Origin of the sequence: Photobacterium damselae subsp. damselae (genome assembly GCF_038086725.1) — a bacterium.
GTDB lineage: Bacteria > Pseudomonadota > Gammaproteobacteria > Enterobacterales > Vibrionaceae > Photobacterium > Photobacterium damselae.
Genome location: NZ_CP146971.1, coordinates 1037326 through 1062653 on the forward strand (window position 1 = coordinate 1037326; position 25328 = coordinate 1062653).

A 25328-nucleotide genomic window follows, 5' to 3' on the forward strand; every position below is an offset into this window, starting at 1 on the left:
GATTTATCGCATTGCTTGGGTATAACAACAAAGCTTTTGCAATGACAAAAGTGAACACTAACAAGGAAACTATGATGACAGTAGATAGCGTTGCTATTACCGGAACCTTTGTCGCTTATTTAATCGTAATGCTGGCAATTGGTTATTATGCTTATAAACGAACGGCCAACTCCTCAGATTATTTCCTGGGGGGACGAACATTAGGTCCATGGCCTGCTGCACTGTCGGCTGGTGCTTCGGATATGAGTGGTTGGTTGTTATTGGGACTGCCAGGTTATGCTTATGTTGCAGGTATTGAATCATTATGGCTTGCCGGTGGCCTATTATTGGGAACCTGGCTTAACTGGTTAATTTGTGCCAAACGATTAAGAACTTACAGTATTACAACCGATAATGCTTTAACGTTACCTGAATTTTTATCCCGTCGATTTGATGATAAATCTAAGCTAATTCAAACTATTTCAGCATTTTTTATTTTGCTGTTTTTCCTTTTTTATACTAGCTCAGGTTTAGTCGCAGGCGGTAAATTATTTGAAACAGTATTTGGGCTCGATTACAGCATTGCCGTTATTATTGGTACCATTTGCGTGGTTTCCTATACGCTTTTTGGTGGTTTCTTAGCGGTATCTTGGACCGATTTAGTTCAAGGTTTGTTGATGTCGGCAGCGCTAGTCATTGTACCTATTGCTGCGATGAATGGCGGTGTGAGTGATTTGACCGCTGCATTAGAAGCGAAAAATCCAGAGTTATTAACGCTATTTAATGATGTAAAGGGTCAGCCGCTTTCAGCCATTGCAATTATCTCACTGCTTGCTTGGGGCTTGGGGTATTTTGGTCAGCCTCATATTTTGGCACGTTTTAAAGCTACCCGTAGTAATGGCGATATTGCTACAGCTCGTCGTATTGCAGTGGTGTGGACCATGTTATCGATGGCTGGTGCTATTCTGGTTGGTTTAACTGGGATGCTGTATGTCGATGGGCAAATCGGTGGTTCTTTGGCCGATGGCGAAAAAGTCTTTATGCTACTGGTTAACTCACTTTTCCATCCTGTTGTGGCTGGTATTTTACTTGCAGCTATTCTAGCAGCCATTATGAGTACCGCAGATTCTCAATTACTAGTTTCCTCTTCTGCTCTTGCGGAAGATTTCTACAAGCAAGTGTTCCGTCCACAAGCCTCTAGTGATGAAATTGTTATGGTGGGTCGTATTGCTGTGATTGTGCTATCGATCATTGCACTACTACTAGCAATGGATCCTGAAAGCTCTGTTTTGGGATTGGTTTCTTATGCTTGGGCTGGTTTCGGTGCAGCGTTTGGTCCTGTATTGCTACTTAGCCTATTTTGGGCTCGCATGAATCGAAATGGAGCATTAGCGGGTATTATCGTTGGTGCAATTACCGTTGTGGTATGGAAGCAGTTGACTGGTGGTATTTTTGATTTATACGAAATGGTACCAGGCTTTATTTTCGCTTCTATTGCAGCCATCGGTACCAGTTTATTAACGGGTGAACCGTCTGATAAAGTGAAAAAACAATACCAAGCATATCAACAGAATTTAATTGAATTTGATTAGATTAAGAGATTGATATTTAAGTTGTTAATACTAGCCTCCTAAGAAAAGGAGGCTTTTTTTTATTTATAAAATCAGAAATGCCATTTATTCTACGCTTTTCATCCCTTAATTTAATCGCGAAGGATTATATTATGGAAGATAGAGATGAAAATATATAAACAAAGTCAGTTAAAGAATCACCTATGTCAGGAAATATTAAAGCAAAGTCGTATCAGAGTATTAAACCAATATAAGAAAGAAAAAACTGATTCTAAATCATAATGTAATGTTGATATTTAGCATTGGAAACAGTTTAGTTGTAAATTGGAAATATTTGATATGAGTGAGCATCTTTGTTGTTGTATTCCTCCGTATGCCGTTTTTTCTCGAAGAAAGTGGTGGGAAAGAGCTTTGAATCTTAAAGTTTATCGATGTTTAAAATGTGGGCAACGGTTTGTACTTAAGTAATAGCAGAATTACTTAAGTACATTAGGTCGTTTTACTGGTTCATTTCTTTAAGAAATGCTTCTTTGGTTTTATCGTTCAAAGTTTGATGGCGTACAAAAACGCGATCGACACGATTACTTTGAATTGCGACAACTTCAAAACGCCAGCCTTGCCAGTAAATACAATCTCCAGGTTTTGGTAATTCACCGCGTTGCCACATGATCATACCACTGAGCGTGTGATAACCATTTTCTTCTTCATCCGGTAGACTTTTTAACTCTAGTAACTCTTTGAGAACGGCGATAGGCAATAAGCCGTCCATAGTCCAACTGTTATCTGCATTTTGAATCGACCAAACATCTTCTGGATTACGAATATTAAATTCACCGGCAAGTGCTTCTAAGATATCTTTTGGCGTCACAATACCTTGTAGATCGCCATATTCATCAACCACAAAAACCATCGAATTGCCTGATTGTTTAAACAACTCAAGTAGCTTAGGTCCTGTCCAGTTTTCAGGCACAAACACAGGTGCCGAGATAAAGTCTGTGATCTCATGGTCTGGATGACTGATAAATTGTAGGTACTGTTTGGCGGTAATAAAGCCTTGGATATTCTCAATCCCCCCCTTACAGACTGGGAAGCTGGTAAATTTAGCGGCTAAGATTTTCTGTAAATTACTCTCTTGACCCTGCTCTAAATCGATATAGACCAAATCATTGCGTGGCGTTAATAGGGACGAAATCTTACGACGGTCAAAGTGAAGGACATTCTTCACCATGTCGTGTTCTTGTTTTTCTAATACACCACTTTCCGAACCTTCAGCGATCACCGCTTCAATGTCTTCTTCTGTTAATTGTTGTCCATCGCCACCGCGTTTGCCCATAAGAGCAAGAAAACCTTCTGTTGACAGTGATAACAACCAGACAAACGGTTTAGAGACACTGGCTAAGAACGAGATTGGTTTAGCAATAACTTGCGCAATGGCTTCTGGGTAGTATTGACCTAAACGTTTAGGAACCAGTTCACCTAATACAATGGAGAGATAGGTAATACCCAATACCACAATCGCAGTCGATGCTATAGATGCGGTTTTAGCGTGCATACCAAGTTCAATTAACCATTGCGCCATAGGACCGGCTAGTGCTGATTCACCGTAAATACCGTTTAATAGGCCAATAGCAGTAATACCGATTTGGATGGTGGAAAGAAAACGAGTTGGGTTAGTACCAAGATTAATGGCAGTTTGTGCGCCAGATTTCCCATCTTCTGCTAAACGTTGCAGTCGACTTCGTTTCGCGGTCACTAACGCAATTTCTGCCATAGCAAAGACACCATTTAGCAGAATTAAACCAATTAATATGGCGATTTCCATGAAATGCTCCTGATCCCTAGTTATAAAGGGGGTGATAAAACTGAAATAAACACTAGGTATAGTGAAAGCATAGAGTAGGAACGAAGAGCAGCTTATGATTTAGCTGCTCTGAAAGAGGCGTGGCTATAAGTTATAGCGTCATGCCATATTTTAAATCGTCGTCGAGAATCTCAATGGCATCATCAAGATACGACTCTACTTGCTCTTCGACTAAGCTATCAGGTTCATCAAAGAAAGCAATATGGAAAATAGCGTCGCCTTCATTAACCAGTGGCAGGGTCTGTTGGCCAATCACAATTCCCCCTTGTGGTGCGATAACGGATATTTCACTGGCTCCTGATGGGTCATTAATTGAGGCGATAATTTGGTTCTTTTCCACTTTTTCGCCCAGTGCAACATGAGAGCGTAATAGACCGTCAGAATCGGCTCGAACCCAACGTGTTGCTTTGGGAACCATAGGAGAATGTTCTTTTTTACTGCGACTGCTTCTTAACATACCTAAATGCTTCATAACATTAAGCGTGCCTTGTACACCAGATCCGATGGCATGGGGATCAAAACGCAGAGCTTCACCCGCTTCAAAAGTAATAACTGGAATATCATAAGCTTCTGCGGCAGCGCGTAGTGAACCATCACGCAAAGAAGCATCCACTACAACAGGAGAGCCAAATGCAACAGCCATCGCTTGTGCCGCTTCATTATCAAGATTAGCGCGAATTTGAGGCAGATTCGTGCGATGAATGGCTGCGGTATGCAGATCAACGACATGAGTTGCTCGACGAACCACTTGACTAAAATATTGGTAAGCCATTCGTCCTGCAATGGAACCACGTTCAGAACCTGGGAAACAGCGGTTGAGATCGCGTCGGTCAGGCAGATAACGAGATTTATGAATAAAACCGAACACATTAACCACAGGAACGGCAATGACAGTTCCATGTAGTTTATTGAGATCGATTTTATCAATAACTTGGCGTACAACTTCGACGCCATTAAGTTCATCGCCATGAATTGCGGCATTAACTAAAAGCACGGGGCCCGGATGTTTGCCATGCAGAATGTCAACAGAGACCGAAAGCGGAGAATGTGTATAGAGTCGAGCAATTTCCAGTTCGCAATTGGCTCGGGTACCTGCCGTGATGCTGATATTGGCAAACTCAAAAGGTGAAGATATATGTTTTGCTACCATATGTTGTCGTCGTGCTTATGTTATAAGCCACTTATCCCTGTGATTGATATGGAAATTGGCAGCAGAATAAGCAGATTTTTGTGAATAGAAAAGTAGGAACGATCACATATTACTAACTTATGATGGATGTTTTGTTTCTAATTGTATCTAAAGAGGTTGGTACCTATGTTCCAAATGATTTTTTGTGCTGGATTTAGTGGGAATGTTTAGCGGGAATGATTTGAACGATGGGCAAGATAACGATATGAAGATTAGGTCATACGTAAAAAATACATAGCAAGAGGCAAAGCTATCAAATACCAAATCGTATTGATAGCTTTGCTTTTATTATATTACAGCAGATTTAACTGTCTTTATTTTTAGGCTTAATGCGGGCCAATTGAATGGTCTCTGCAGACATAGGATCTTTCATCATCTGATTATATTGTGCCACCATCTGCTCAAAGACTTTCTTCTCTTTGCCTGGTACCGATGTAGCCATTGGTATATTGGCTGTCATTGGGTTGACCGGCTTATTTCGAATCAAGAACTCATAATGGATATGTGGACCGGTAACTCGACCTGTACTTCCTGATAGCGCAATTTTTTGACCGCGATGAACTCGCTGGCCTTTTTTCACCAAAATCTTAGTATTGTGCAAGTAGCGTGTTTTGTAGTTTGTACCGTGTTGAATCACGATATAGCGACCTGCATAAGGGTGATTAGTTGTCAGCACAACAACGCCATCACCAGTTGCGAGAACCGGTGTACCACGAGGCGCGGCAAAATCCACTCCGTTATGAGGCTGACGACGACCCGTTACTGGATGCTTACGATTTGGATTGAAGTTTGAACTAATACGCCACTGTTTCGCTGATGGATAACGTAAGAATGCGCGTTGCAAACTATTACCATCTTCATCGTAGTAGTTACCATCGGTATATAAATAAGCTGAAATTATCTTGCCTTTATTGTGGATACGAATGGCTCGAACTTCGTGTTGCCCGGTTGGTTTTCCATCAATAAATTGGCGTTCGTGAACCACTTCAAAGGTATCTCCTGCACGTAGATCTCGCGCAAAGTTAAGCTTATCTTTTAATAGGTTCGTAATTTCAAGAACTTCACTGTAGTCCAAGCCCGCTTTTTGTGCCGATACTGAAAAACTTCCATGAATCGTGCCGCTAGCAACCGCTGATTTCCACTGGCCAGGAAGTGTAGTCTCTTGATACTCAAAATCGCCACTTGGTGTTCGAACATAATCAAACTTTTGCGCAGGTGTTTGCTGTAATTCAAATTTAGTCAGTTTATGGTTATTCTCATCTAACCAAAAGCGCAGGGTATCTCCTGGTTTTAAGGTATCAATTTTTAAGCTGTCTAAATCTGATTCCATCACCTTTTGCATATCTTCACGAGAGACATTCAGTTTGGAAAATACGCCACTTAAGGTATCGCCTTTTTTAATGGTGTATTCAAATTGCGGTGGCAGAGGGACGGTTTTGATAATGGTTTCGGGTTTTAATGTGTCGACAACAACTTGAGGTGCTGCTGCTTTTTGGGGTAATTCAATGCTTTTGGTCGCAGTTGATGGTGTCGTGTTAGTATTAAGTGAAATCACAACAGCAACCGTGACTAATGAGAGTCCGGCAATGCTTAGAAATTTGGTATTACTCAGTCGTTGTAATACCGAAGTTTGAAATATAGACATAAAATGGATAGTAACTCTTCGTTTTTATTTATTAATTGAGCGATGTTTTAAACGCACGATATACGCTTTATTAGTTAAGGTGCTATAAAACCACATTTATCATGAACATTAAATGAATAGCTTCAGAGAATGTGTGGTTTATTTGAAAAAATAGAGATAAAGCAGAGTGTGACTAGGCAAAAGTGAATAAAAATAGATACAAACACCGTAGTGAGTACACACTTATGAATGAACTATCTCATCAATAATTAAGAGAGAAAGAGACTATGAGTCAAAGTGCTGATATTGAATTTATGCAACAAGCACTCGCATTATCAAAGCAAGCTTTACCCGATTGTCGACCAAATCCTCCAGTGGGGTGTGTATTGGTTAAAGATGGGAAAATAGTGAGCGAAGGATTTACGCAAAAGCCGGGTTGTCATCATGCTGAAGCGATGGCCCTTGCAAATTACACTGACTCTCTAGCGGATGTTACCGCTTATGTCACTTTGGAACCCTGCTCATTTGTCGGTCGTACTCCTTCTTGTGCTCATACTTTAGTTGAACGCGGTATCAAGCGAGTTGTTGTTGCAACACTTGATCCGGATCCGCGCAATAATGGTAAAGGAATTAAGGTGCTAATTGATGCCGGTGTTGATGTAAGAATTGGTGTCGGAGAAGATGAGGTTAGTGCTTTTATTTCTCCGTATTTAGGTCAGTCGTAACACGTATTTTCGCTGAACTTTAAACCTCTGATAGCAAAATGCCCAGTGTTCCGATATTGAGTCGGATAATCACTGGGCATTTGGCTTGGAGAACCATCAGATTCTGGTTATGGTGTTCTTGCTATTGTGGTAATCCTTGCCAAATTCGCTGACATTCACCACTTGCATTCGGTGCGATCGGTTTTTCAAATAGCCAACTTAGAGGCGCAATAACAGGGCTTGTTGTAAAACGTACTGAAGTTTCCAATATTGCCGACAATGGGATATTCAGATTAAAGTCGTTAAAATTGCCCGTAACCTCAACCGGTGTTTGTAAACCAAATATTTGCGCACGTTTTGCTTTCGGACTCAAATACATGGAAAAATCACGTTGCTTGAAATTGGCATCAAAAGTGCCGTGAACTTGAATACGAGTTGTATCGAGCAACAGATCTCTCTGCTTCATCGTACCGTGATTAATATTAAAGCCACCAGCGACACAGTTGATAACGGAAGGATCGTGCTTGGTTAAACTTGGCAGTACCGCATCAGCAAGACTGACCGCCCATAAGTCTACTACGTTGGCTTGAAACGCCTTTGGCCAAACTGCAAATCCAAGGAATCCTGAAGCGTTATTCATTAGTGATTCTGGTGTATTTGCCAAACTATGAAGGTTAAATTCAGTACTTAATAAACCATGCATGGTAGTTTTTGGGTCAATACGACGAGCTAAGATGCCATAGTCAAAGTTTTCGACTTTACCTTTCAAACCAATATCAAATTTATCTCCTACCGCTTTTACCGAACCTGAAAGGTCAATTTCACCGCCAGGCAGTTTGATATGAAGAGGATTAACCGTCAGTAAGCCGTTGTTTAGTGTCCAATCCAGTTCTCCCGCGCCCAGCCAGTCATTACCAGAACGTACCTCGCCAACATTTAGGCCGAAGTTGGCATCAAACTTTTTCAATCCATCAGGACTCATCAAAGCAACGGGTTTAGATGCTTGAGGGTCTTTACTTGCTGAGGATTCTTGCTGCCATGCATGCCAACCTTTTACTTTAAAATCATTAAGTTGAATAAACGGTGCCGACAAATCTAAATTGATCCATGGTCGAATGCGTTGTGGTTTATGCGTTAGCAGCAGATCGCCTTTTCCTGTGAGTTCGCTACTACCTACTTGTAAAAGCATATTATTTAAGTGATAGCCGTTAGGATCGGAGGTCAACTGTCCAGCAACTTTTATTGGCCCATAAGGTGGTAGCTCAACCCCCGTAAATTTATTAAAACGGTTTAAATTTGGGGTGGTTGCTTCAACGGCAAGATTCAGCTTTTGCATATTGAGCGGCATTTTCACTTGAGAACGGGCATTAAGTTTAATATCACCAATGTTTGCGATTAGTGATAATGGGATGGTTTTTCTGCCATCGTTGGCTTGTTTTAATGAAACCGAATTGAGCGTGATATTTACCGGGTCTTGCGCGGCCTGACCGACTAGAGACAGTGACGTTTCAGTATTAGGCCCGGTGATAAATTGCCCTTTATCGAGTTCAATATTAAAGGCTTTACCTGTGTATTGTTGTTTTACGCCAAGATGCCCACCGATGAGTTGCGCATTGATATTCGCTTGCTCCATAAACTCAATCATGGAACGGCCCGATAAAGCTAAATGTAACTGAGCTCGGCGAAGAGAGAAGTCAAAATCATTACTAATATTAAACTGATTTAAAATTGCTCCAACATTGGGCTTATCGACCGACAGATTTAACGTTGAAGCAATTTTATTTTGATTGATTTTCAGCGCGATATCGCCACGATATTGGCTGCCTAAGTAGTTGGCTGAAAAAGGTGCTGCGGGCATGATGCCATCGAGCATTTTTCCGGTAAAACTGAGCTGATGCAGCTGTTGTTTAGACCATTTCATTGTATCGACATTTACGCTGACATCTGCATTTTTGACGACCAAACCGTGAGCTAAAATTGGTACATCAAGGTTTACCCCCTGTGTTGGCACCGTTTGCTCCACATGAGGTAAGCGATCGCCATCGATAAATTGACTTAGTTGGGAGAGATCTAAGCGCGAAAAATGGCTGTTTAGGCCCACAAACATATCACCTGTGGGTTTCCACTTAAGATCAATGTTTCCCTGACTTCGAAGCAAATTGATATTTGAAGCCTTTAATGTAACCCAATCTTGCTTATAGGTGAGCCTGCCTTTTAATTGAATTGGACCATGCATCGTTGATTTCGTACCGAGCCATGGACTGAGTTTACTAGCATCTTTACTGTTTATGTCTAAATCAAACCAGCTTCCTTGTTGCCATTGCGTACCAACTAATTGTCCCTTTGCCTTTAGCGTAATAGCAGGGCTAATAAATTGAAAATCTGTCTGCCAATCTCTTTGGTTAATAATATCGCTTAGACTACCTGCAGAGGCTTCAATTTTGGCAGGAATTCCCATCATTTGCCCTGAAATATGAGAGCTGAAAGGTATGTTCATTCCTGCGTTTAGTTTTGCACGGTCAATTGCAAAATCTGCCTTTGCCCCCCAATCTAATTGAGCCTTATCAATAGTTAGTGCTAACTTACTGTTATCGATCCACTCTTGTAATTTAGTCCCTTGAGTATCGACATTCAGCTCGGCCAAATTAACATGGCCTGTTGCGTTAGGAATACCTGATATCCACCCAGCCATCTCACCTAACTGAGAGTCTTTTGCTCCTAACGAAATCGCCACTTTGGATAATCCCGTTGTTGCATCAATATTGGCGCTACCAGTAAAAGCAACATCTGCAATATTTGCCTGCATAGGTGCAGTTAGCTTTCCTTGCTTACCTTCGACGGTTAAAGCAATGGAATGAACAGGAGTACCGAGGCCTTTAATTTCCCCGACTTGTAGCGCGAGATGAGTTTGGGTTTTAACTAACCATTGATCCAGTGCTCGCTGCAATGGCGATTGTTGAGGTGGCGCAGCAGCGTAACTCATCATCATTGGTTGGGGTTGTTCTGGTTGCAGCCAAGGACGAAGATCGATAATCGGAATATCGAGTTTGCCATCAATATAGTTAAGTGGTTGTCCTTTTTTCGCAAGAGCAAAAACTAAATGCCCTGATGCTTGGGTAACCGGACTGTCGATTTTTAATTTAGTTAAGCCGATACCTTCATGAGAAGCACTTAATTTTGTTGTGATTTTTAATGGTGCAGCAGGACCAATATCCAAGTCTAAAAAGCTTTTTATCGGAGCCGTATCATGCCAGTCGAGATCAATATTGGCATGGGTTACACCTGTTTGCCATGGCTGGATATCAGCATCAATATTAAGTTGAGCGCCAATAAACTCGCCAGTAGCAATCAAGTGACCTTGTTGATGATTAATGATTGATTCTAAATCACCGGTCAATGAAAAATCATAGCTCTGGCCTTGAACAAAGCCTTGTGCTTTTAATAACCATTTATCGGGTTTGGTCAGAGACAGTTGCTCAACTGCCGCAGAAAAATATTGTCCTGATTGCTGATCTAAATAAGAGACAGATACATCTTTAGCCGTAATGGTATCTGTTATTTTAAGCGTTAAAGGCTTACTGGTTTTATCGTCTGAAGTCGTAACCTTTGGTGATGAATTAAACACCCAATTAGGCTTACCTTGATAATCACGATTGAGTTCGACATGTGTATTATCGAGCTTGAGATAGTCTATCTCTAGTGTATTTCGTAACAGTGGTAGCAGTGATACTTTTGCTGAAGCGTGGCCCGAAGAGAGCATAGGTTGCCACTTCATCGCTTCGGTATTTCCAATCGTTAACTTATTGATATCGATTTCAGGAGAAAAGGAGAGAGTTAAGGCAATATCCCCCTCAATTTTGGTTTCTCTGGCTAAATTTTTCGTTAACCATTGGCTGATTTCCTGTTTATGAGGGGTGAGATCCAGCGTTACCCCATAGCTCAGAACACCAATACCAATTGCCACAGGGGTCAATACGCTGAGTCCTACCCATTTCGCAATTTTTTTCATTTTTAGTTTCGTGCCTGATGGTTCAGGTGTCGTTGAGTGCTCTTGAGCTACTGCAGAATCTTTTTTTGTCATAAGTCGGCTAAACTTCAGATTATTGTATGGTGTTTTATTGCTAACTCTACCATGTTTAGCAATAAGTTTATATTCGGTATATCCAAGTTGGTATAGAAGAGCATTTTGGCATAGTTGATAATGATATTACATCGGTGAATAGTTAAATCGATGTAAAGGTCTGTGAGAAAATATTGGTTATCTACTTTGGACTAAGTAATAAAAAAGATGGGGTGTGATGCGCTAACGTTACCATTAACGCATCAGTAAGAGTTGCAGACTTTAGCGGGAAGACTTATTGGTTATTGAACTCTTTTTGGAAATGAAGCACTTTTTGTAAATATCGACGCGCCTCTTCTTTTGGATGCTTATTGGTAAGAGCCCAGTAGACTTGATCTGGATTGAGTTGGTTGATTTGATTCATCGCGCGATCTCGATCAGGATCAAAGGTTGCCAATACACCACCGGTGCCCCCGTTATAAGCCGAGATCATCGTGTAGTGTTTGGTCGTTGGGTGTTGAACATTCTTCAAATAACGGTTTTTTAGAATATAGAAGTATGCTGTACCTGTATCGATATTATTAGCTGGATCAAACAGATATTCTTTCGTTGGGATCCCTGGCTTATTCTTTACCAAATTAAAGACATCAGCTCCTGCGGTTTTTGGGATCACCTGCATCAAACCATAAGCACCTGCATGACTTACGGCAAAAGGGTTAAAGCTACTTTCGGTTTTGACAATGGCATAAATTAAATCTTCATCAATACCGTACTGCTTTGATGCGCGTTTGATTAAATCAGCATATTGATATTCACGTTGTTCAAGGTGATCGCCTACCATATCTATTTGGACATAATAAGCGGTGCCGTATTTAAAGGGTTTTGATTGAAGTTTGTTCTCAATTAAGTAATCGGCAAAACGGTTAGCGCGCCACTCCCATTGAATATCTTGGCCATCATGATCTTTTACCTGACCCAGTAAGAAAGGCTTGCCATTAAGAGGGATGGTTTTATCGCTAAACAGATCAACTTGAGCAGGATCAGCTGGCATCAGCAAAGTTGAAACAATCGCTTCTTTTAATGTCTCTTGAGGTGCGTATTTAGACACTGTTGAAACGTAAATTTTACCTGTATCAAAATCAATATGAGCTCGAGTTCGATACCCATCAAGATATTTTACATAACGGTGTTTACCGGCTTGTAAAAATTCATCATCACCCCATTGCTTTTTAACTTGCTCATTTAAGTAAGCGAGCAGTTTCTTAAAGGCTTGTTCTTGTGCATTGGTATTGGTTGTTGGTGGAGGCGGAGGAATAACAACCGGTGGTTTTGATGGCTCCGCCGGACCATAAACATCGAGATCTGACGGGGCACAAGCGGTTAAAGCCATTGAGCTGGCGACAACAAACCAAAGGTGTTTCATGATGTTCCTTATTTAGCACAAGAAATTAAAGCAATGATTAAGGAACAAATTGTCATGAAAACAAAGGGAAATAGCAAGCTGAGTAAAATGATTAGTTTACTTCTGTGAACTCCCGCGTTGTTATAGTTCGCGTTCACCTTGTCCAAAGCGATAAACTATTTGCCCGGTGAATAAATCATCATTGGTTGAGTACTTAGTACCATAGTGATGACGCCAGTCCAGTTGTAAAGCCCAGTTTGGGTGGAATTTATAGTGTAAACCTGCGCCACCAACATATTGGAAGCTTTTAATATCTCTATCTTGATCTTTTAAACTCTCGCCAATCCCCGCCGATAAATAAGGTCGTAATTGCCCATGAGGGTTAAAGTAATATTGAATATCAAGGTTGTAGCTCTCATAGGTATTGGTTTGTTGAGTGGTCGTACTTTTGAGATCGGCGCGGGTGTAGTTTAAACGTGATGAAAACTGCTTAGTAAAATACAAACCCAATGACATCGTTGGTGCCCAATCGTTCTGTAACTCCCATTTGGGATCTAAATTAAGGTAACTGGCTCCAGCGGTGATACCTACAATACCGTAGGTCACAGGATCGTTGGTTAATTGGGTATAACCTCGCTCGCGGTAATGGCGATCACTTCTTTGGTTTGGATCATTGAGCTGATAGCTAACGTTAAGTGCAATTTGATTATCGGTTTTGCCGTTGCGATGTTGTTGCTGATTATATGAGATATAGCCAGTGCCCGCTTTGACCAAGTTGCGTCCGGTTAGTTGATTGATACCTCGGCCAATACTATCGACTGGATCTAACAAAAATAGAGCGGTATCACCTAGAGTTTGCGATCCCAGAACTTTACCGCCAGAAGCTCTAATGTGACGTTCTTGCTGGAAGGCCCACTCACCGTAAACCCAACCTAAAACAGGGGTGACGACCAAATCTTGAATTGATGGTACTTCGGCAAAGGCTTCAACACCGTATTCCCAATACACCGTCGACATGAGTGCTGAATAAAGAAATGAATCCCACTGACGATACCCAGATTTTCTGGCTACTTGATAGTAAACGCCACCAAAGTATGGGTGACCAATATAATTGATATACCAAACATCTCGGTCCCAAACTGGGCCTTCAGTAACATTGTCATACCATTTTTCAAGTAATCGATCGTCACTTTTATCCCAATTAGTAAAGTCACTAGGCAGCAAAGCTAAAAAGCCAGCAACACCTAAACCGTAACCAATAATAGATTGAGTTTGTGACCAAAGTCTTGCTTTATCTTCACCGTTATGAGCAGAAAATAGGGCAATTTCATAAGGATTTGAAGCGTTATAAGGCAGTGAAGAATTGTTCTCCCACTGTGAATTACTGACCGTAGAAGAGGCATAACTTAATGAGGGAGAAAACGCTAAGGTACTACAAATACAGAGTGCCAGACTTGAATGTTTTTTTGTCACTGAGGCTCCTGTCATATCGATAAATAATTCTTTGTTTACTAACGAGTTGAGCTTATTAAGTGTTAGCTTACCCTATTACTATGTTAGACAAGTGCTTGGATTAATCGAATTTTTGTAAGCAAATATAGAAGTTACTTAAGTATCGGAAAGGTGGGTTATTAAATAAAGAAAAGCCCTCAAGATAACTTAAGGGCCAGTCGCGATAGTTACGTATATCAACGGACAGGAGATCTACGTAAATAAATCTCTTGAGTGGTAGGGAAGAAATTTAGCCTATCTTAGTTATGCTCAATACTTAAAGATATTTGACTATCTTATTTGGTGTACAGCGCAAGTTATGTCGAATTGATCAATGGCAATACAATTGCATTAACCTATTCTGAATACAAAATAGCCTTATATAACAAATAGGTAAAGATAAAATCAACAATTGCTGTAATTGGTTTTTTCTATGGATATATAGAAATGTAGTGATGATGAAATACTTAGTTACAACTTCCCTGTTGAGTGGATAATCCTCTCATGGTCAACTAGCGCCATCGAAATTGATGAGGTAAATATACTTACTATGGACGACCCCTCGAGTTGCTTGTTAACTCTAAGCTCCTTATCTAAGGAGACTGCACAATGCTAGAACTTTTCTTACAACCAGAATCCTGGATGATCTTAGCAACCCTATTTACGTTAGAAGTCGTATTAGGTGTTGATAATATTGTATTTATATCGGTACTTTGCGAACGCTTACCTGTTCATCAGCAAAAGATGGCCCGTAATCTTGGTATTACTTTAGCGGTAGCTGCTCGTATTGTATTGGTTTTCTCTATCAGTTGGGTTATGTCACTCACTGAACCATTATTAACCATAGCTGAGACGGTATTTACTGGCCGAGATCTTATTATGATCGGTGGTGGTGCTTTCCTATTAGCGAAAAGCTTAAAAGAGCTATGGATGTGGTTAACTCATAACGAAGAACATAATGCGAGTACAGTTCGTGCTGGTATTACTTTGGTTCTGCTACAGATTGTTGCTGTAGATGCTGTGTTCTCAATGGACTCTGTTATTACCGCTGTTGGTATGACCGATGAAATTCCATTGATGGTTGCTGCGATTTTAGCTGCCGCAGTTGTGATGATGCTGTGTGCTGAGAAAATTAATACCTATGTTACGCGTTATCCTGGATTTAAAACTCTAGCTTTGTTGTTTCTAGTACTACTCGGTGGATTATTAATGGCAGAAGGCTTTGCTATCCACATCAACAAAGGTTACGTATACTTTGCTATGGCGTTTGGCTTAACTATGGAAATGTGTCATATCCTACTTAAGAAAAAACGCAGTAAAGTGATTAAATCTATTCAGCCTCAACCAATGGGGTGGGCTATTAAGGCTCGATAATTTGTCTTAATTTTCTAAAATGCAAAGGCAGAGATTACGATCTCTGCCTTTGTGTTTATCTGGTGCTCTCTCATTTATATTATCGTGTTGAGTATTTATATTGATACTTTACTTAATATTTTTTGCTTGAAATTGCTGTTTTTTTGTATATTTTTAAATTGATTTAGAACAAGTATTGTGGCGATTAAAATTTAAGCTAAATTTTACATGTTAGAAACATGTTTTCTTATCTTTATGTTTATATTGATTATTTTTTGTTTCTAATTTGTTTTATCGAATCTTTCTATTACAGTGTCCGTTTTTTTCGTTTTGAACATTTTTATTTGGAAATTTATTTTGCACACAAATAAATATTCTAAATAGGAAGTTGTTGTGAAATTAATTAAATATGCAGTTGGTGCTGGCATTATAGGATATCTTGCCACCGTATATGCCGTTGACCACTTTGATCAAAACCTAAGTGAACAGAAAGAGCAAAATGCGACCCTATCTCATATGAACGCGCTGTCGTCAAAAGCCTTCAATGTATTTGCTGAAAATGGCTGTGAATACTGTCACACCAAAAACAGCGAAATGCCATTTTATGCTAATTTGCCGATTGCGAAGCAGCTAATGGAGCGAGATGTACGTAACGCTCAACGTCAGTTTAATATCTCTGGTATGTTAGAAAACATGCAGCAGGGTAAACCCATTTCAGACGTAGATCTTGCTAAACTTGAATCGGTTCTTGAAGACGGTTCAATGCCTCCTAAACTGTATCTAACCATGCACTGGCGTTCTGACCTATCAGATGATGAGAAGAACACTCTACTCGATTGGGTTCGCCAGCAGCGCGCTGAGCAACATGCCAATACAGGGGTAACCGCAGAATTCAAATATGCTGCTGTTCAACCAATCACAACAACCTTTAAAGTTAACCAAGCTAAAGTGAAGCTCGGTGATGAACTGTATCACGATACTCGCCTATCTTCTGATAACACCGTTTCTTGTGCGACCTGTCATGATCTTAACCGTGGTGGTGTTGATAGATTAAATACGTCTACTGGTGTGGGTGGTGCGAAAGGCCCAATTAACGCGCCTACTGTATTTAATGCGGTATTTAATATTCACCAGTTCTGGGATGGTCGTGCCTTTGATTTACAAGCGCAAGCTGGTGGTCCACCTCTAAACCCGAAAGAGATGGCATCAACGTCTTGGAATCAAATTATTACTAAGTTGGATAAGGATCCTGTTCTGAAAGCACAATTTGATGCGCTGTATAAGCAAGGTATTACTGAAGAAACCATTACAGATGCTATCGCTGAATTTGAGAAAACCTTAGTGACACCAAACAGCCGCTTTGATAAGTACATGCGTGGTGATAAATCAGCGTTAAATGCAGAAGAAATTGCAGGCTACAAGTTATTTAATAAGTACAAGTGTCAAACCTGTCACGCTGGTGAAGCAATGGGTGGACAGACATTTGAAATTCTCGGTGTGAAGAAAGATTACTTTGCCGATCGAGGCACTCCATTAACAGACGCTGACAAAGGTCGTATTGGTGTGACTAATGATCCGAATGATTTACACCGTTTTAAAGTACCAACGTTGCGTAACGTAGCTCAAACAGCGCCATACTTCCATGATGCCAATGCTAAAACGTTGGATGATGCGGTAAATAAAATGGCACTGTATCAAGTTGGTGTAACGCTACAACCTCAAGAGACGAAAGAGATTGTTGCTTACTTAAAAACATTAACGGGTGAGTATAACGGTAAGCTGGTTCAGTAACGTTATTACCTTTATCGTTAATAAAAATCCAAGTGCAGAGATGTACTTGGATTTTTTGTTTAAGGCTTAATATAACTAAATCCTTCCGTTTGCTTTTTAATTAGCTCATAGGCTCCCGCTGGTACAACGGTGACAACTGTACTTAATTGCTCTTGAGATAGCTGAAACTTATCAAGGGAGTGGTGACAAAGCGCAAAGGTCACACCTTGATGAGACAGGGTTTCGATTGTGCTTAAATTTGTATTCCCTTCTACTAAAAATCCTTGCACTGCGTTGCCGTGAGCAAGCAGCTCTATCTCCATTTTAGGTTCAATTTCTAATACATGAATGATGTTATTAAGGGCAAGATCTAAGCGCTCAATTTGATCAACATGGAAGATGGCTTTCATGTTCGAATTCCTTTGCTGCGGTGACGAAGTGTCATCGAGACTTATTGTGAAACGAACTGGTGTGAAGATCACTAAGAGCAAAATGAGTTATTGGATATGGAGTGGTTAGTCTTAGCAAAACTAATACAGATATAATCTAATGGGATTAAGCTGCTTGGGATAAAAGTGAGTTAAATTTATCTTAATGGATAAAATATCCCCACAACATCATTCTTTTGGGTAATGGCAACCGTCTTTTGTTTTGAAATAATGCTTGTCATATTTCGTTTAAATTCGGTTTTACTTAGCTGACTTTGATCTTGTAGATCTAGATATGTTGCTTTTCCAGGAGCACTGAGCAACCAGTTTAGTTGACGAAACGTATAACTATTTTGATAGTTTTTTAAACGTGATGATGACAGCCAACCTAGTAATTCTTGGATACGTTCATGAATGAGTCTGAGCCTTTCTAACGCCTCACTATTAGTGGTTGGCGCGTTTTCTAGCTTTTTTGGGGTTTTATTTTGACGTTCTCTTGTTTCTTCAAAGAGAGCTCCTTGTTTCCAGATTGGTTCAAAATGAGCAATACGGTTCCTTAGTGATCCAACCATTTCTAGTCGAGCATAGAGCGTGTCTTGATGTTTTACTTTCTTCCAGTAACTATCACCTTTCTGTCGATGATAAGGTATGACGTTAGGAATAATCTGTCCCCATGGTACCGGTTTATTCGTTTTATCTTTCTTGATATCGAGAACTTTAGGCCAGAAACCATATGTTAATCGTGATATGACATCATCATGACTGAGCGGAGGATGCTTTGGTTGCCATTTTCCTTTCTTTCTGCTGTGGGTTATTTTTAGAATATTTTCTTCAGAGCGTAGATTTAGCTCTAATGATTTGTACCAGTCATTACTCTCTTTAGAGCCTATTGAACTGGAATTGTAGTAATGCTGACTTAACGCAGAGTGTAATTTGTTTCTTAAAGTGATCTCAACAATACCGATTAAACGAAAAAAAGCAGCAGATATAGCCTCATTCCAACAATAATGACCATACAGCTCTATTGGACTTTCTGGTTTAAAGAAGTGTTGATAACTAGATAAACGGGGTAGTGAAAGATCCTGCTTTAAATATTGGTAGTCTTGAACTTGCATTATGCCGGTCATTCTCGTACTATTTTGGGGTAAGCACTTAGATTTATTTTCAGGCTAGCTCTCGAAAGACAGCCCCTGCGAACTAAGTTGCAACGATTTTAACAAAAAAGCCCGCCTAAAGCGGGTTTTTTTGTATCTGAAACCTAATATGCTTTATGTCTCACAGTTTTCTGAAATTCTCAATGTATCTTCATTTCTAAACTAATGTATTTAGTTGTACTTCTGAGCTAAGCATGAGTCAAAATTAATTAAATAGCGTCAATTAAAATAAGTGTTCTTCAAGCTCTAAGCGAATCCGTCAAATATCTTTCAACTTAAATGCTCTATACAGCCCAATTCGGCTACCTCTATAAGAGTTTTAATTTGCGGTTTTACTGTATTGGGTGTTTTATTCTCGGTAAGTTGAGATCGAGTATCTATAACGATCATTCTACACACCTCTAATTAACTCATGTTGATAGTCAAAGAACTATGTAAAAATAGAGACGGTCAATTTGAACTTAAGTAAATGATAGATCCGTGTGGTGAGCACATTCACAGTTGATGCTTCGAACCTCAGAAGTGCACCATTGTGTGTTTCAACAATTAGATAGGTGGTCAGCTTTAACACCGTTTTACTTATTTTCTCTTACGCTTTTTTCGAACACACCGCTCGACCCAAAACGATGACCATCGAGCAGCTTACTCGCCCCTCCTAAGGAGCTGCTAATGCTATTTCAGAGCCTATCACCACAAGTAAATTAGTGCAGATACCAGCCCTTCAGAAAACCTTGTTCAAGACATGCTGAGCCTTGTACAACAACGATTCAATGCCTTTGTTAATGGTAAGAAGTTCTACGATGGGAATAAACCCCCGCTTGAGATTTGGAGTAGTTTTGTTAGTAAACTACGTGAGCTTAATGATAGAAAGCCTGACGAAGAGGTTGAAGAGTGGCTATTTTTTCAATAACCACTCTTGCGGGTCTACTTGAGAGCAAACACTACTTGGATGGAGTTGTTATAGCAACGTAGACATATTCTGAGTTTGTGGCCTACTACTTTGCTATTTAAGCTTTTAGTAAGAGCGCATACCTAGGTAATTAGTAAGCTAACTCGTTACTTTCGAACTGTAACCATCTCCATTTTTTTCGTAGAAGATAGACTCAACTCAAACTCTTTAACTTCTTCAACAACATATGTCATATGGTGGGTAGTATCTATACTGACCCACTGCGTTGTACTTCCTTTAAATGGTTCTTTTTTGCCATCTACACACGCCTCATTAGCACAGATACTAATCATACGATCTCCCCAACTAAAAGAGGCATCCATATAATGACCAGATGCTATCAGTCTCCTACATAAATCATGCATCTGTGCACCTTTTTCACCCTGATTTCTTGGATAGCCTCTCACGACCCAATAGCTGTCTGAAATTGTGTATCTTATTTTTCCATTTGCATATGGAGCCATATCGACACTCACTGTTGGGTTACTTATACCATAATCACCAAATACCAAGTTAAGGTTGGGGTTAAACGCTTTTATGCTTTTCCAAGCTTTAACTTCCTTGCGAATAACTGGAGCTTGAGAGTTAATAGTATCAACCATACCATTTATATCTCCAGCTATTGAACATCCAGCCATAGACATGAACTTAAACGTGTACCCTTCAAGAAGCTTCAAAGCTAGCATGATATTGTCCTGAATAGCTACGATTGAAGACTTGGCAACAGAAACATCCCCGCAATCAAATACAACAGATGATCTAAACGTATCAATATCTAGTGTCGAGACTATATCCTCGAACACTTCAAGAAAGTAATCTTCTTCTTGCATATCGCCAAAAGCATCATTATCCAAGCGAATAAAAAAGCGGTTTGTAGTTTTGGATAACTGCTTCAAAATCGTGGCGTATTCATCATCTTCCCATCTGTCATAGCCCACTACGGGAATAACATCGCAGCCCAAATGAGTTAAACAACTACTAAAAAACCCCAAAACATGCTCACCAGACTCAACAGTGGCATTAGATGCCCAACTGTTTATGTCTATCCCTATTGCGCCATCTGGTGCAACATCTTTTATCTCACTGGCGATAGCTTGAACATAAATTTCATATGGGTTACTTACTGAGGCATATTTCTTCCTACTTAACATGTCCTCTGTCATGGGTGGGAGTTCGAAAATCGGCAAAATAGATTTTTTTACGCTTTTATCAAGTTGTCTATAAGCTTCAAACTCTCCGCTTTTAGCTCGACTAATTGGGACATATTTAGGAATCATAACTTACCTCACTTACCAAATTTTGTTGGGAAAGTGTTTGCGAACCTCCCCTTGACCAACCAAGTTAGTAAACTGGTTGTATTTACCCGTTTCCCTTCTTAATCTGCCAGCGATTATTGAAGGGTGAATTCTAAGAGTTCTAGATAGTTCTTCTATATTCTTGCTGTTTGGGTTCAAGTAAGCTTGGCTACGTTTCCAAACAGCACGAGGAATTAAAGTATCTCTTGCTATACGGTTAGCTTCCGCTTCGTATTTATCTGTTGTATCTGAACCATGTTCGAGGTCATCGACAAACGTTTGGTCTAGTTCGATATGCTTCCATACATGAACAACCTCATGAAGCAAAGTGAACCAGAAGTTATCGAGTCTATCCAACCTCAGCGACAGAGCTACAATGGGCCGCCCATCTAGATCTTTTAAAGCAGCGCCATCCACAGAAGTTCCTTTCAAAGCAGGTTCAATGACTACACATATTCCATGTTTCTCAAGATACTCAACCGCTAATTTAGGGCCAAACTCCGACCAACTTAACTGCGCCAAACCCTTCAAAAACTCTTTATCGATTACTGTAGGATCATATGAAGGTATATCATTCTTCTCTCTGGCTTTTTGTATCACCCGACTCACCCAAGCGTACAACTTGTATTGAGTCGAAGGCGAATAAGCATCACCTGTAAGAGTTCTTTTAAATGCAGCAGATGCAGTCGTCCCGCCTAGTTGCTGAATGAAAGCTTTTACATGCCCTACGATTTCAGATTTTGTTTTTGAGGTCGTATCTTGAATCCAACCTCTTGAGGTCATCTCTTTAATTGGAAACTTTGCCCAGTTAATCTCTTGTTTACTGGCTCTTTCTGTAAACTCAGACTCTGACTCCATTCCCAAAAGAGTTTGTGGTGCAATACCTAGACCTATGGACAACGACTTAATCATTGACACTGTCAGAGGTCTTTTGCCTGACAAAACTTCAGACACTCTACTTTTTGTTCCAAAGTATGGAGCTAAATCGATTTGTTTAAGCCCCTTTTCTTCCATCCGAAATTTAATTGCATTGATAGGCTCAACGGGAGTCACTGGATAGTGACTTTTCTCATACTGTTCAATGAGTAAAGTCAGCAATTCAAAGCGTTCAGCTTCCTCTGAACCAGGATCCAACTTTTGGTCAAACAAACCGTCGACTTCATTAAGATATTGATGATATTGCTCTTCTGTCCTAATAATTCTCAGAACTAATTGAGTACTCATTGTTGTATAACTTCACTAATCATTGCTTTATCCAAACCAAACTTAATTTTCAGCTTTATTCTAGGAAACTCTTTGCCACAAACAGGAAAAAGAAATACTGCCTGATCGACAGGTATGGCTCTGGGAAATGCCTCCATAATGGCGTTAGGCTCTTTCCAAGTAGCATGACTGACTTCAGTGACCCACGCCGAAACCCATAAATCAGTGTCTTCATCAATCCCTAATACGGTGGCGAGGTGATGTTTACCAATCAATTGCATTAAAGGTTCTCCATTTGGGAATTATCCTATATGTGAAGTTAAATTAAGTCAATAAAGTTCCCAAAATGAGAACGACCACAGTAATAACCACATAAAACATATGGAGACTATTGCTTAAAAATCAACCCAACGGATGAAACTATTCACTAAGTTTTTAGATCAAAGGTGTAGTGGTTCATCAAAATTGCTCAATGAGATAGAGTTTTGCCATACATATTCTCATGCAAATGGGTTTGGTGTTGTTTCGATTCGTAATGCGAAATTGTCCAAAAATGCGTCACAAAATATAGAATACGATGTGTGATCACCAAGTATTAATCCCTCAAAACCGTCCACAGTGACGGTTTTCTATTAATAGTTTAAATCCTCCTTTTACTTCCCCCTGCCCAAAAATAAAAAATCCCTCTGTTGGGGGAACAGAGGGAGGTTTTAATGCACGATCACTCAGGAGCGATACTGCTAAAACAAATGGTAGTACCTACCATACGACGGACAAAGATGTAACTTTACAGCGCAAGCTCCTGCTCAAGAATTCGAATCACTTCGGCTTCATTATCTGCATCACGGAGCATGTCGCGGAAGCTTTGGTGAATCAGTTTACGTGCAAGGCTTGAGAAAATTCGCATGTGTTGATCGCCTTGGTCTTTATTAAGCGTCAGCATAATCACAAAGTCGACATCACCCGAATCTGACTGCCAATCAATCGGTGTTTCTAGATGCGCAATACTGATACTGGAATGACGAATATTTTCTGATTTGGTATGTGGAATCGCAAAACCATGGCCTAGACCTGTTGAGAACACCGCCTCACGAGCCCATACGTCTTCTTCTAGCTTATAAGCATTATCACAGCGACCTTGAACACCCAAGTTACCCACAAGAGCTTGAATCACTTCTTCTTTGCTAGAAAAATCAGCGTGCTTAAAGACACAATCTTGTGATAGCAAAGCTTTACCTGGTTGAGCACTGCTTGCTTGGTTTAATAACTGCTCAACATCAGAGATAGTGCTGCACTGACACGCATCGGCAAAAAGCTGCTGGCAATGGGCAAAATCCAGTGTTGCAAGCGTTGATTTAGTCGCTGCAATCTTAGGTGCGCCCATACTGATTTCATCTAGACCCGCACCAACTAGCAATGGTAGAACCTTAGCATCGGCACCCAATTCACCACATAAACCAACCCATTTGTTGTGTTGATGAGCTGTAGTGACCACTTGATTTAGCATGCGTAAGAACGATGGCGCTAGGCTGTTGTAGAGTTTAGCCACTTGCGCATTATCACGATCGACCGCTAACAAATACTGGGTCATATCGTTTGAGCCGATGCTGAAGAAATCGACTTCTTGACAGAACTGATCCACGATAAAGGCAACCGCAGGGATCTCTACCATGATACCTAGCTCAAGATGTTCTGAGTAACTCACTGCTTGTGAAGAGAGTTCTGCTTTAACCACTTCCAGTTGCTGTTTTACCCAACGGATCTCTTCAATACTTTGAATCATTGGGATCATCATTTTTGCTTTACCATATTGAGCAGCACGCAAAATCGCTTTGAGCTGAGTATGGAATAGCGTTAAAAATTGTGGATAGATACGAACCGCGCGGTAACCTAAGAACGGGTTATGTTCTTCTGGCAATTGCAGATAATCGATAGGTTTATCACCGCCAATATCCATAGTACGGATGATCACAGGTTTACCGTTAGCAGCTTCTAGCACTTGGCGATAGTGGTTAAACTGCTCTTCTTCATCCGGTGCTTGGCTGCGATCCATAAATAGCATTTCAGTTCTAAATAGGCCGATACCTTCAGCACCTTGATTAAAGGCACCTTCTGCTTCAATAGAGCATGCGATGTTGGCTGCCACTTCAATGCAATGACCATCTTGTGTAGTGGCTTTTTGTTGAGCAAAACCGTTTTGTTTTTCCTGCTGAGTTTGAGCGAGTTTGATTGCACGATGGAAGTATTGTGCAACTTGTGGTGTGGCATCAACCGCCAATACACCCAGGTTTGCATCAAGATAAACCGTTTGATTAAGCGCTTTAGTACAATCGCTCAGTTCAATACCAGATAGAGTTGGGATACCAAAAGCACGCGCCAAAATTACGGTGTGAGATGTGCTACCAGCATGGGTTAAGACTAAACCTTGCAGATGTTTGCGGTCTAAACCAAGAAACTGGCTCGGCGTTAGATCGTTCGCAATAACCACACTTGGCTTATTGAGAGTAAATTCTGTAATCAGATTTTTTTCTGGGTACGCAGCAGTAAGAAGCTGAATTGCCACATCTTTAATATCCAATACTCGTTCACGTAAATAGCTGCTCGATGCATTTCGTAGCTGAGCAGAGACTCGTTCAACTTCGGCTAAAATCGCATTAGCTGTAGAGTGATCAGCCAGATGTTGTTTAATACCAGCGACAAAGGCTGAATCGTTAACGATAGCGAGGTGAGATTCAATGATCTCTTTTTCTTGTGCTGTCGCATTTGCGATTTTTTGGCTAAGAGCATGGCAAACTTGCTGGTGGGCTGTTGTAAAGCGAGTCTCTTCTTGTTCGTCTTTGTGCTCGGTTGCAAAGTGTTCTGGCTCTATTTGGCTAAACGCAATCAGTTGACCTTGAGCAATACCCGTTGCTAGGCGTTTACCGGAAATCAATGTTGGATTTAAGCGCGTCAAAGACTGAGGCAAAATAATGTCGCTCTCATCTGCTAGAGTTTCTAATGCTTCATCACAATGGGGGAACTCTTGCTCAATATAGTGTTGTAGTGCTGCGCAAGCTTGTTCACTATCAACGCCCTCAAAACGCATTTCACACAGATCGTTAAGTAAGGTATCAGTGCCCACTAACGAAAGCACACTTTTAGCATCGCCGCTCTGTTGTGTTCTTAAATTGGTTAGGGTGATTTGACATTCAAATTGCTGGCACTGCTTTTCTAAATGCGTTGCTGGACGAGCATGAATACCATTTGGTAGTGGACATTGAAATTGAAATGATTGAATTGGGTGACTCATAGTTAT

The 25328-nt window shown here is 40.4% G+C and carries 17 protein-coding genes; 5 read left to right on the plus strand and 12 right to left on the minus strand.

Features of this window, described 5'->3' with window-relative positions; genetic code table 11:
• The first annotated feature begins 74 nt into the window (after positions 1–74).
• Entirely contained in the window at positions 75–1571 is a 1497-nt protein-coding gene (putP, locus tag WAX86_RS19300) for a sodium/proline symporter PutP (protein WP_237036017.1), read from the plus strand.
• Between the two features lie 478 nt (positions 1572–2049).
• Here the strand turns inward: putP and WAX86_RS19305 are convergent, their stop codons facing one another.
• From WAX86_RS19305 to WAX86_RS19315, 3 genes are all read right to left on the minus strand, one after another.
• Positions 2050–3372, minus strand: coding sequence for a hemolysin family protein (locus WAX86_RS19305; protein ID WP_115061168.1), 1323 nt, complete (start codon positions 3370–3372; stop codon positions 2050–2052).
• A gap of 130 nt (positions 3373–3502) precedes the next feature.
• Positions 3503–4561, minus strand: a complete 1059-nt coding sequence (locus tag WAX86_RS19310) for a succinylglutamate desuccinylase/aspartoacylase family protein (protein WP_068968850.1) — start codon at positions 4559–4561, stop codon at positions 3503–3505.
• Positions 4562–4904: 343 nt separating this feature from the next.
• On the minus strand, positions 4905–6245 hold the full coding sequence (locus WAX86_RS19315) for a peptidoglycan DD-metalloendopeptidase family protein (protein ID WP_237030286.1): 1341 nt from the start codon (positions 6243–6245) through the stop codon (positions 4905–4907).
• Positions 6246–6511: 266 nt separating this feature from the next.
• Between WAX86_RS19315 and WAX86_RS19320 the strand changes: the two genes are divergently transcribed.
• Entirely contained in the window at positions 6512–6949 is a 438-nt protein-coding gene (locus tag WAX86_RS19320; RefSeq protein WP_036765895.1) for a bifunctional diaminohydroxyphosphoribosylaminopyrimidine deaminase/5-amino-6-(5-phosphoribosylamino)uracil reductase RibD, read from the plus strand.
• 121 nt (positions 6950–7070) lie between these two features.
• Here the strand turns inward: WAX86_RS19320 and WAX86_RS19325 are convergent, their stop codons facing one another.
• The 3 genes from WAX86_RS19325 to WAX86_RS19335 form a co-directional block, all read right to left on the minus strand.
• Positions 7071–11009 carry an AsmA family protein gene (locus WAX86_RS19325; protein WP_341489521.1) on the minus strand — a complete coding sequence of 1313 codons (3939 nt, stop codon included), beginning with the start codon at positions 11007–11009 and terminating at the stop codon, positions 7071–7073.
• A 274-nt stretch (positions 11010–11283) separates the two neighbouring features.
• On the minus strand, positions 11284–12411 hold the full coding sequence (mltC, locus tag WAX86_RS19330; RefSeq protein ID WP_154140870.1) for a membrane-bound lytic murein transglycosylase MltC: 1128 nt from the start codon (positions 12409–12411) through the stop codon (positions 11284–11286).
• A 120-nt stretch (positions 12412–12531) separates the two neighbouring features.
• Positions 12532–13863: a DUF3943 domain-containing protein gene (locus WAX86_RS19335; protein ID WP_341489522.1), complete on the minus strand. Its 1332-nt coding sequence runs from the start codon at positions 13861–13863 to the stop codon at positions 12532–12534.
• 627 nt (positions 13864–14490) lie between these two features.
• On the opposite strand from WAX86_RS19335, the gene WAX86_RS19340 reads away from it, so the two are divergent.
• Complete coding sequence (locus WAX86_RS19340; RefSeq protein ID WP_068947279.1) at positions 14491–15255, plus strand: TerC family protein; 765 nt, start codon at positions 14491–14493, stop codon at positions 15253–15255.
• 372 nt (positions 15256–15627) lie between these two features.
• A complete protein-coding gene (locus WAX86_RS19345; protein ID WP_086368316.1) occupies positions 15628–17025 on the plus strand; it encodes a cytochrome-c peroxidase in 1398 nt (465 codons plus the stop codon).
• Positions 17026–17084: 59 nt separating this feature from the next.
• On the opposite strand, the gene WAX86_RS19350 is transcribed toward WAX86_RS19345, so the two are convergent.
• Both WAX86_RS19350 and WAX86_RS19355 read right to left on the minus strand, forming a co-directional pair.
• A complete protein-coding gene (locus WAX86_RS19350) occupies positions 17085–17414 on the minus strand; it encodes a DsrE family protein (RefSeq protein WP_341489523.1) in 330 nt (109 codons plus the stop codon).
• Between the two features lie 176 nt (positions 17415–17590).
• On the minus strand, positions 17591–18559 hold the full coding sequence (locus WAX86_RS19355; protein ID WP_106141641.1) for an Abi family protein: 969 nt from the start codon (positions 18557–18559) through the stop codon (positions 17591–17593).
• A gap of 769 nt (positions 18560–19328) precedes the next feature.
• On the opposite strand from WAX86_RS19355, the gene WAX86_RS19360 reads away from it, so the two are divergent.
• Positions 19329–19496 (plus strand): hypothetical protein, encoded by a 168-nt coding sequence (locus WAX86_RS19360; RefSeq protein ID WP_341489524.1) that lies wholly within the window; start codon positions 19329–19331, stop codon positions 19494–19496.
• A 146-nt stretch (positions 19497–19642) separates the two neighbouring features.
• Here WAX86_RS19360 and WAX86_RS19365 read toward each other — a convergent pair whose 3' ends face one another.
• The 4 genes from WAX86_RS19365 to ptsP form a co-directional block, all read right to left on the minus strand.
• The gene (locus WAX86_RS19365) at positions 19643–20812 is read right to left on the minus strand and encodes a beta family protein (RefSeq protein WP_341489525.1); all 1170 of its coding nucleotides are present in this window, start codon (positions 20810–20812) and stop codon (positions 19643–19645) included.
• 12 nt (positions 20813–20824) lie between these two features.
• Entirely contained in the window at positions 20825–22054 is a 1230-nt protein-coding gene (locus WAX86_RS19370; RefSeq protein WP_341489526.1) for an ImmA/IrrE family metallo-endopeptidase, read from the minus strand.
• Entirely contained in the window at positions 22051–22314 is a 264-nt protein-coding gene (locus tag WAX86_RS19375; protein WP_341489527.1) for a hypothetical protein, read from the minus strand. The genes WAX86_RS19370 and WAX86_RS19375 overlap by 4 nt, the downstream gene beginning before the upstream one ends.
• A 506-nt stretch (positions 22315–22820) precedes the next feature.
• Positions 22821–25322, minus strand: a complete 2502-nt coding sequence (gene ptsP / locus WAX86_RS19380; protein WP_341489528.1) for a phosphoenolpyruvate--protein phosphotransferase — start codon at positions 25320–25322, stop codon at positions 22821–22823.
• Between the last annotated feature and the right edge of the window lie 6 nt (positions 25323–25328).

Coding starts and splice junctions, on each gene's coding strand:
- WAX86_RS19320 (WP_036765895.1), top strand. CDS start 6,512: ATGAGTCAAAGTGCTGATATTGAATTTATGCAACAAGCACTCGCATTA.
- WAX86_RS19350 (WP_341489523.1), bottom strand. CDS start 17,414: ATGAAAGCCATCTTCCATGTTGATCAAATTGAGCGCTTAGATCTTGCC.
- putP (WP_237036017.1), top strand. CDS start 75: ATGACAGTAGATAGCGTTGCTATTACCGGAACCTTTGTCGCTTATTTA.
- WAX86_RS19305 (WP_115061168.1), bottom strand. CDS start 3,372: ATGGAAATCGCCATATTAATTGGTTTAATTCTGCTAAATGGTGTCTTT.
- WAX86_RS19310 (WP_068968850.1), bottom strand. CDS start 4,561: ATGGTAGCAAAACATATATCTTCACCTTTTGAGTTTGCCAATATCAGC.
- WAX86_RS19325 (WP_341489521.1), bottom strand. CDS start 11,009: ATGACAAAAAAAGATTCTGCAGTAGCTCAAGAGCACTCAACGACACCT.
- WAX86_RS19360 (WP_341489524.1), top strand. CDS start 19,329: ATGCTGAGCCTTGTACAACAACGATTCAATGCCTTTGTTAATGGTAAG.
- WAX86_RS19370 (WP_341489526.1), bottom strand. CDS start 22,054: ATGAGTACTCAATTAGTTCTGAGAATTATTAGGACAGAAGAGCAATAT.
- mltC (WP_154140870.1), bottom strand. CDS start 12,411: ATGAAACACCTTTGGTTTGTTGTCGCCAGCTCAATGGCTTTAACCGCT.
- WAX86_RS19375 (WP_341489527.1), bottom strand. CDS start 22,314: ATGCAATTGATTGGTAAACATCACCTCGCCACCGTATTAGGGATTGAT.
- ptsP (WP_341489528.1), bottom strand. CDS start 25,322: ATGAGTCACCCAATTCAATCATTTCAATTTCAATGTCCACTACCAAAT.
- WAX86_RS19315 (WP_237030286.1), bottom strand. CDS start 6,245: ATGTCTATATTTCAAACTTCGGTATTACAACGACTGAGTAATACCAAA.
- WAX86_RS19365 (WP_341489525.1), bottom strand. CDS start 20,812: ATGATTCCTAAATATGTCCCAATTAGTCGAGCTAAAAGCGGAGAGTTT.
- WAX86_RS19340 (WP_068947279.1), top strand. CDS start 14,491: ATGCTAGAACTTTTCTTACAACCAGAATCCTGGATGATCTTAGCAACC.
- WAX86_RS19355 (WP_106141641.1), bottom strand. CDS start 18,559: ATGACCGGCATAATGCAAGTTCAAGACTACCAATATTTAAAGCAGGAT.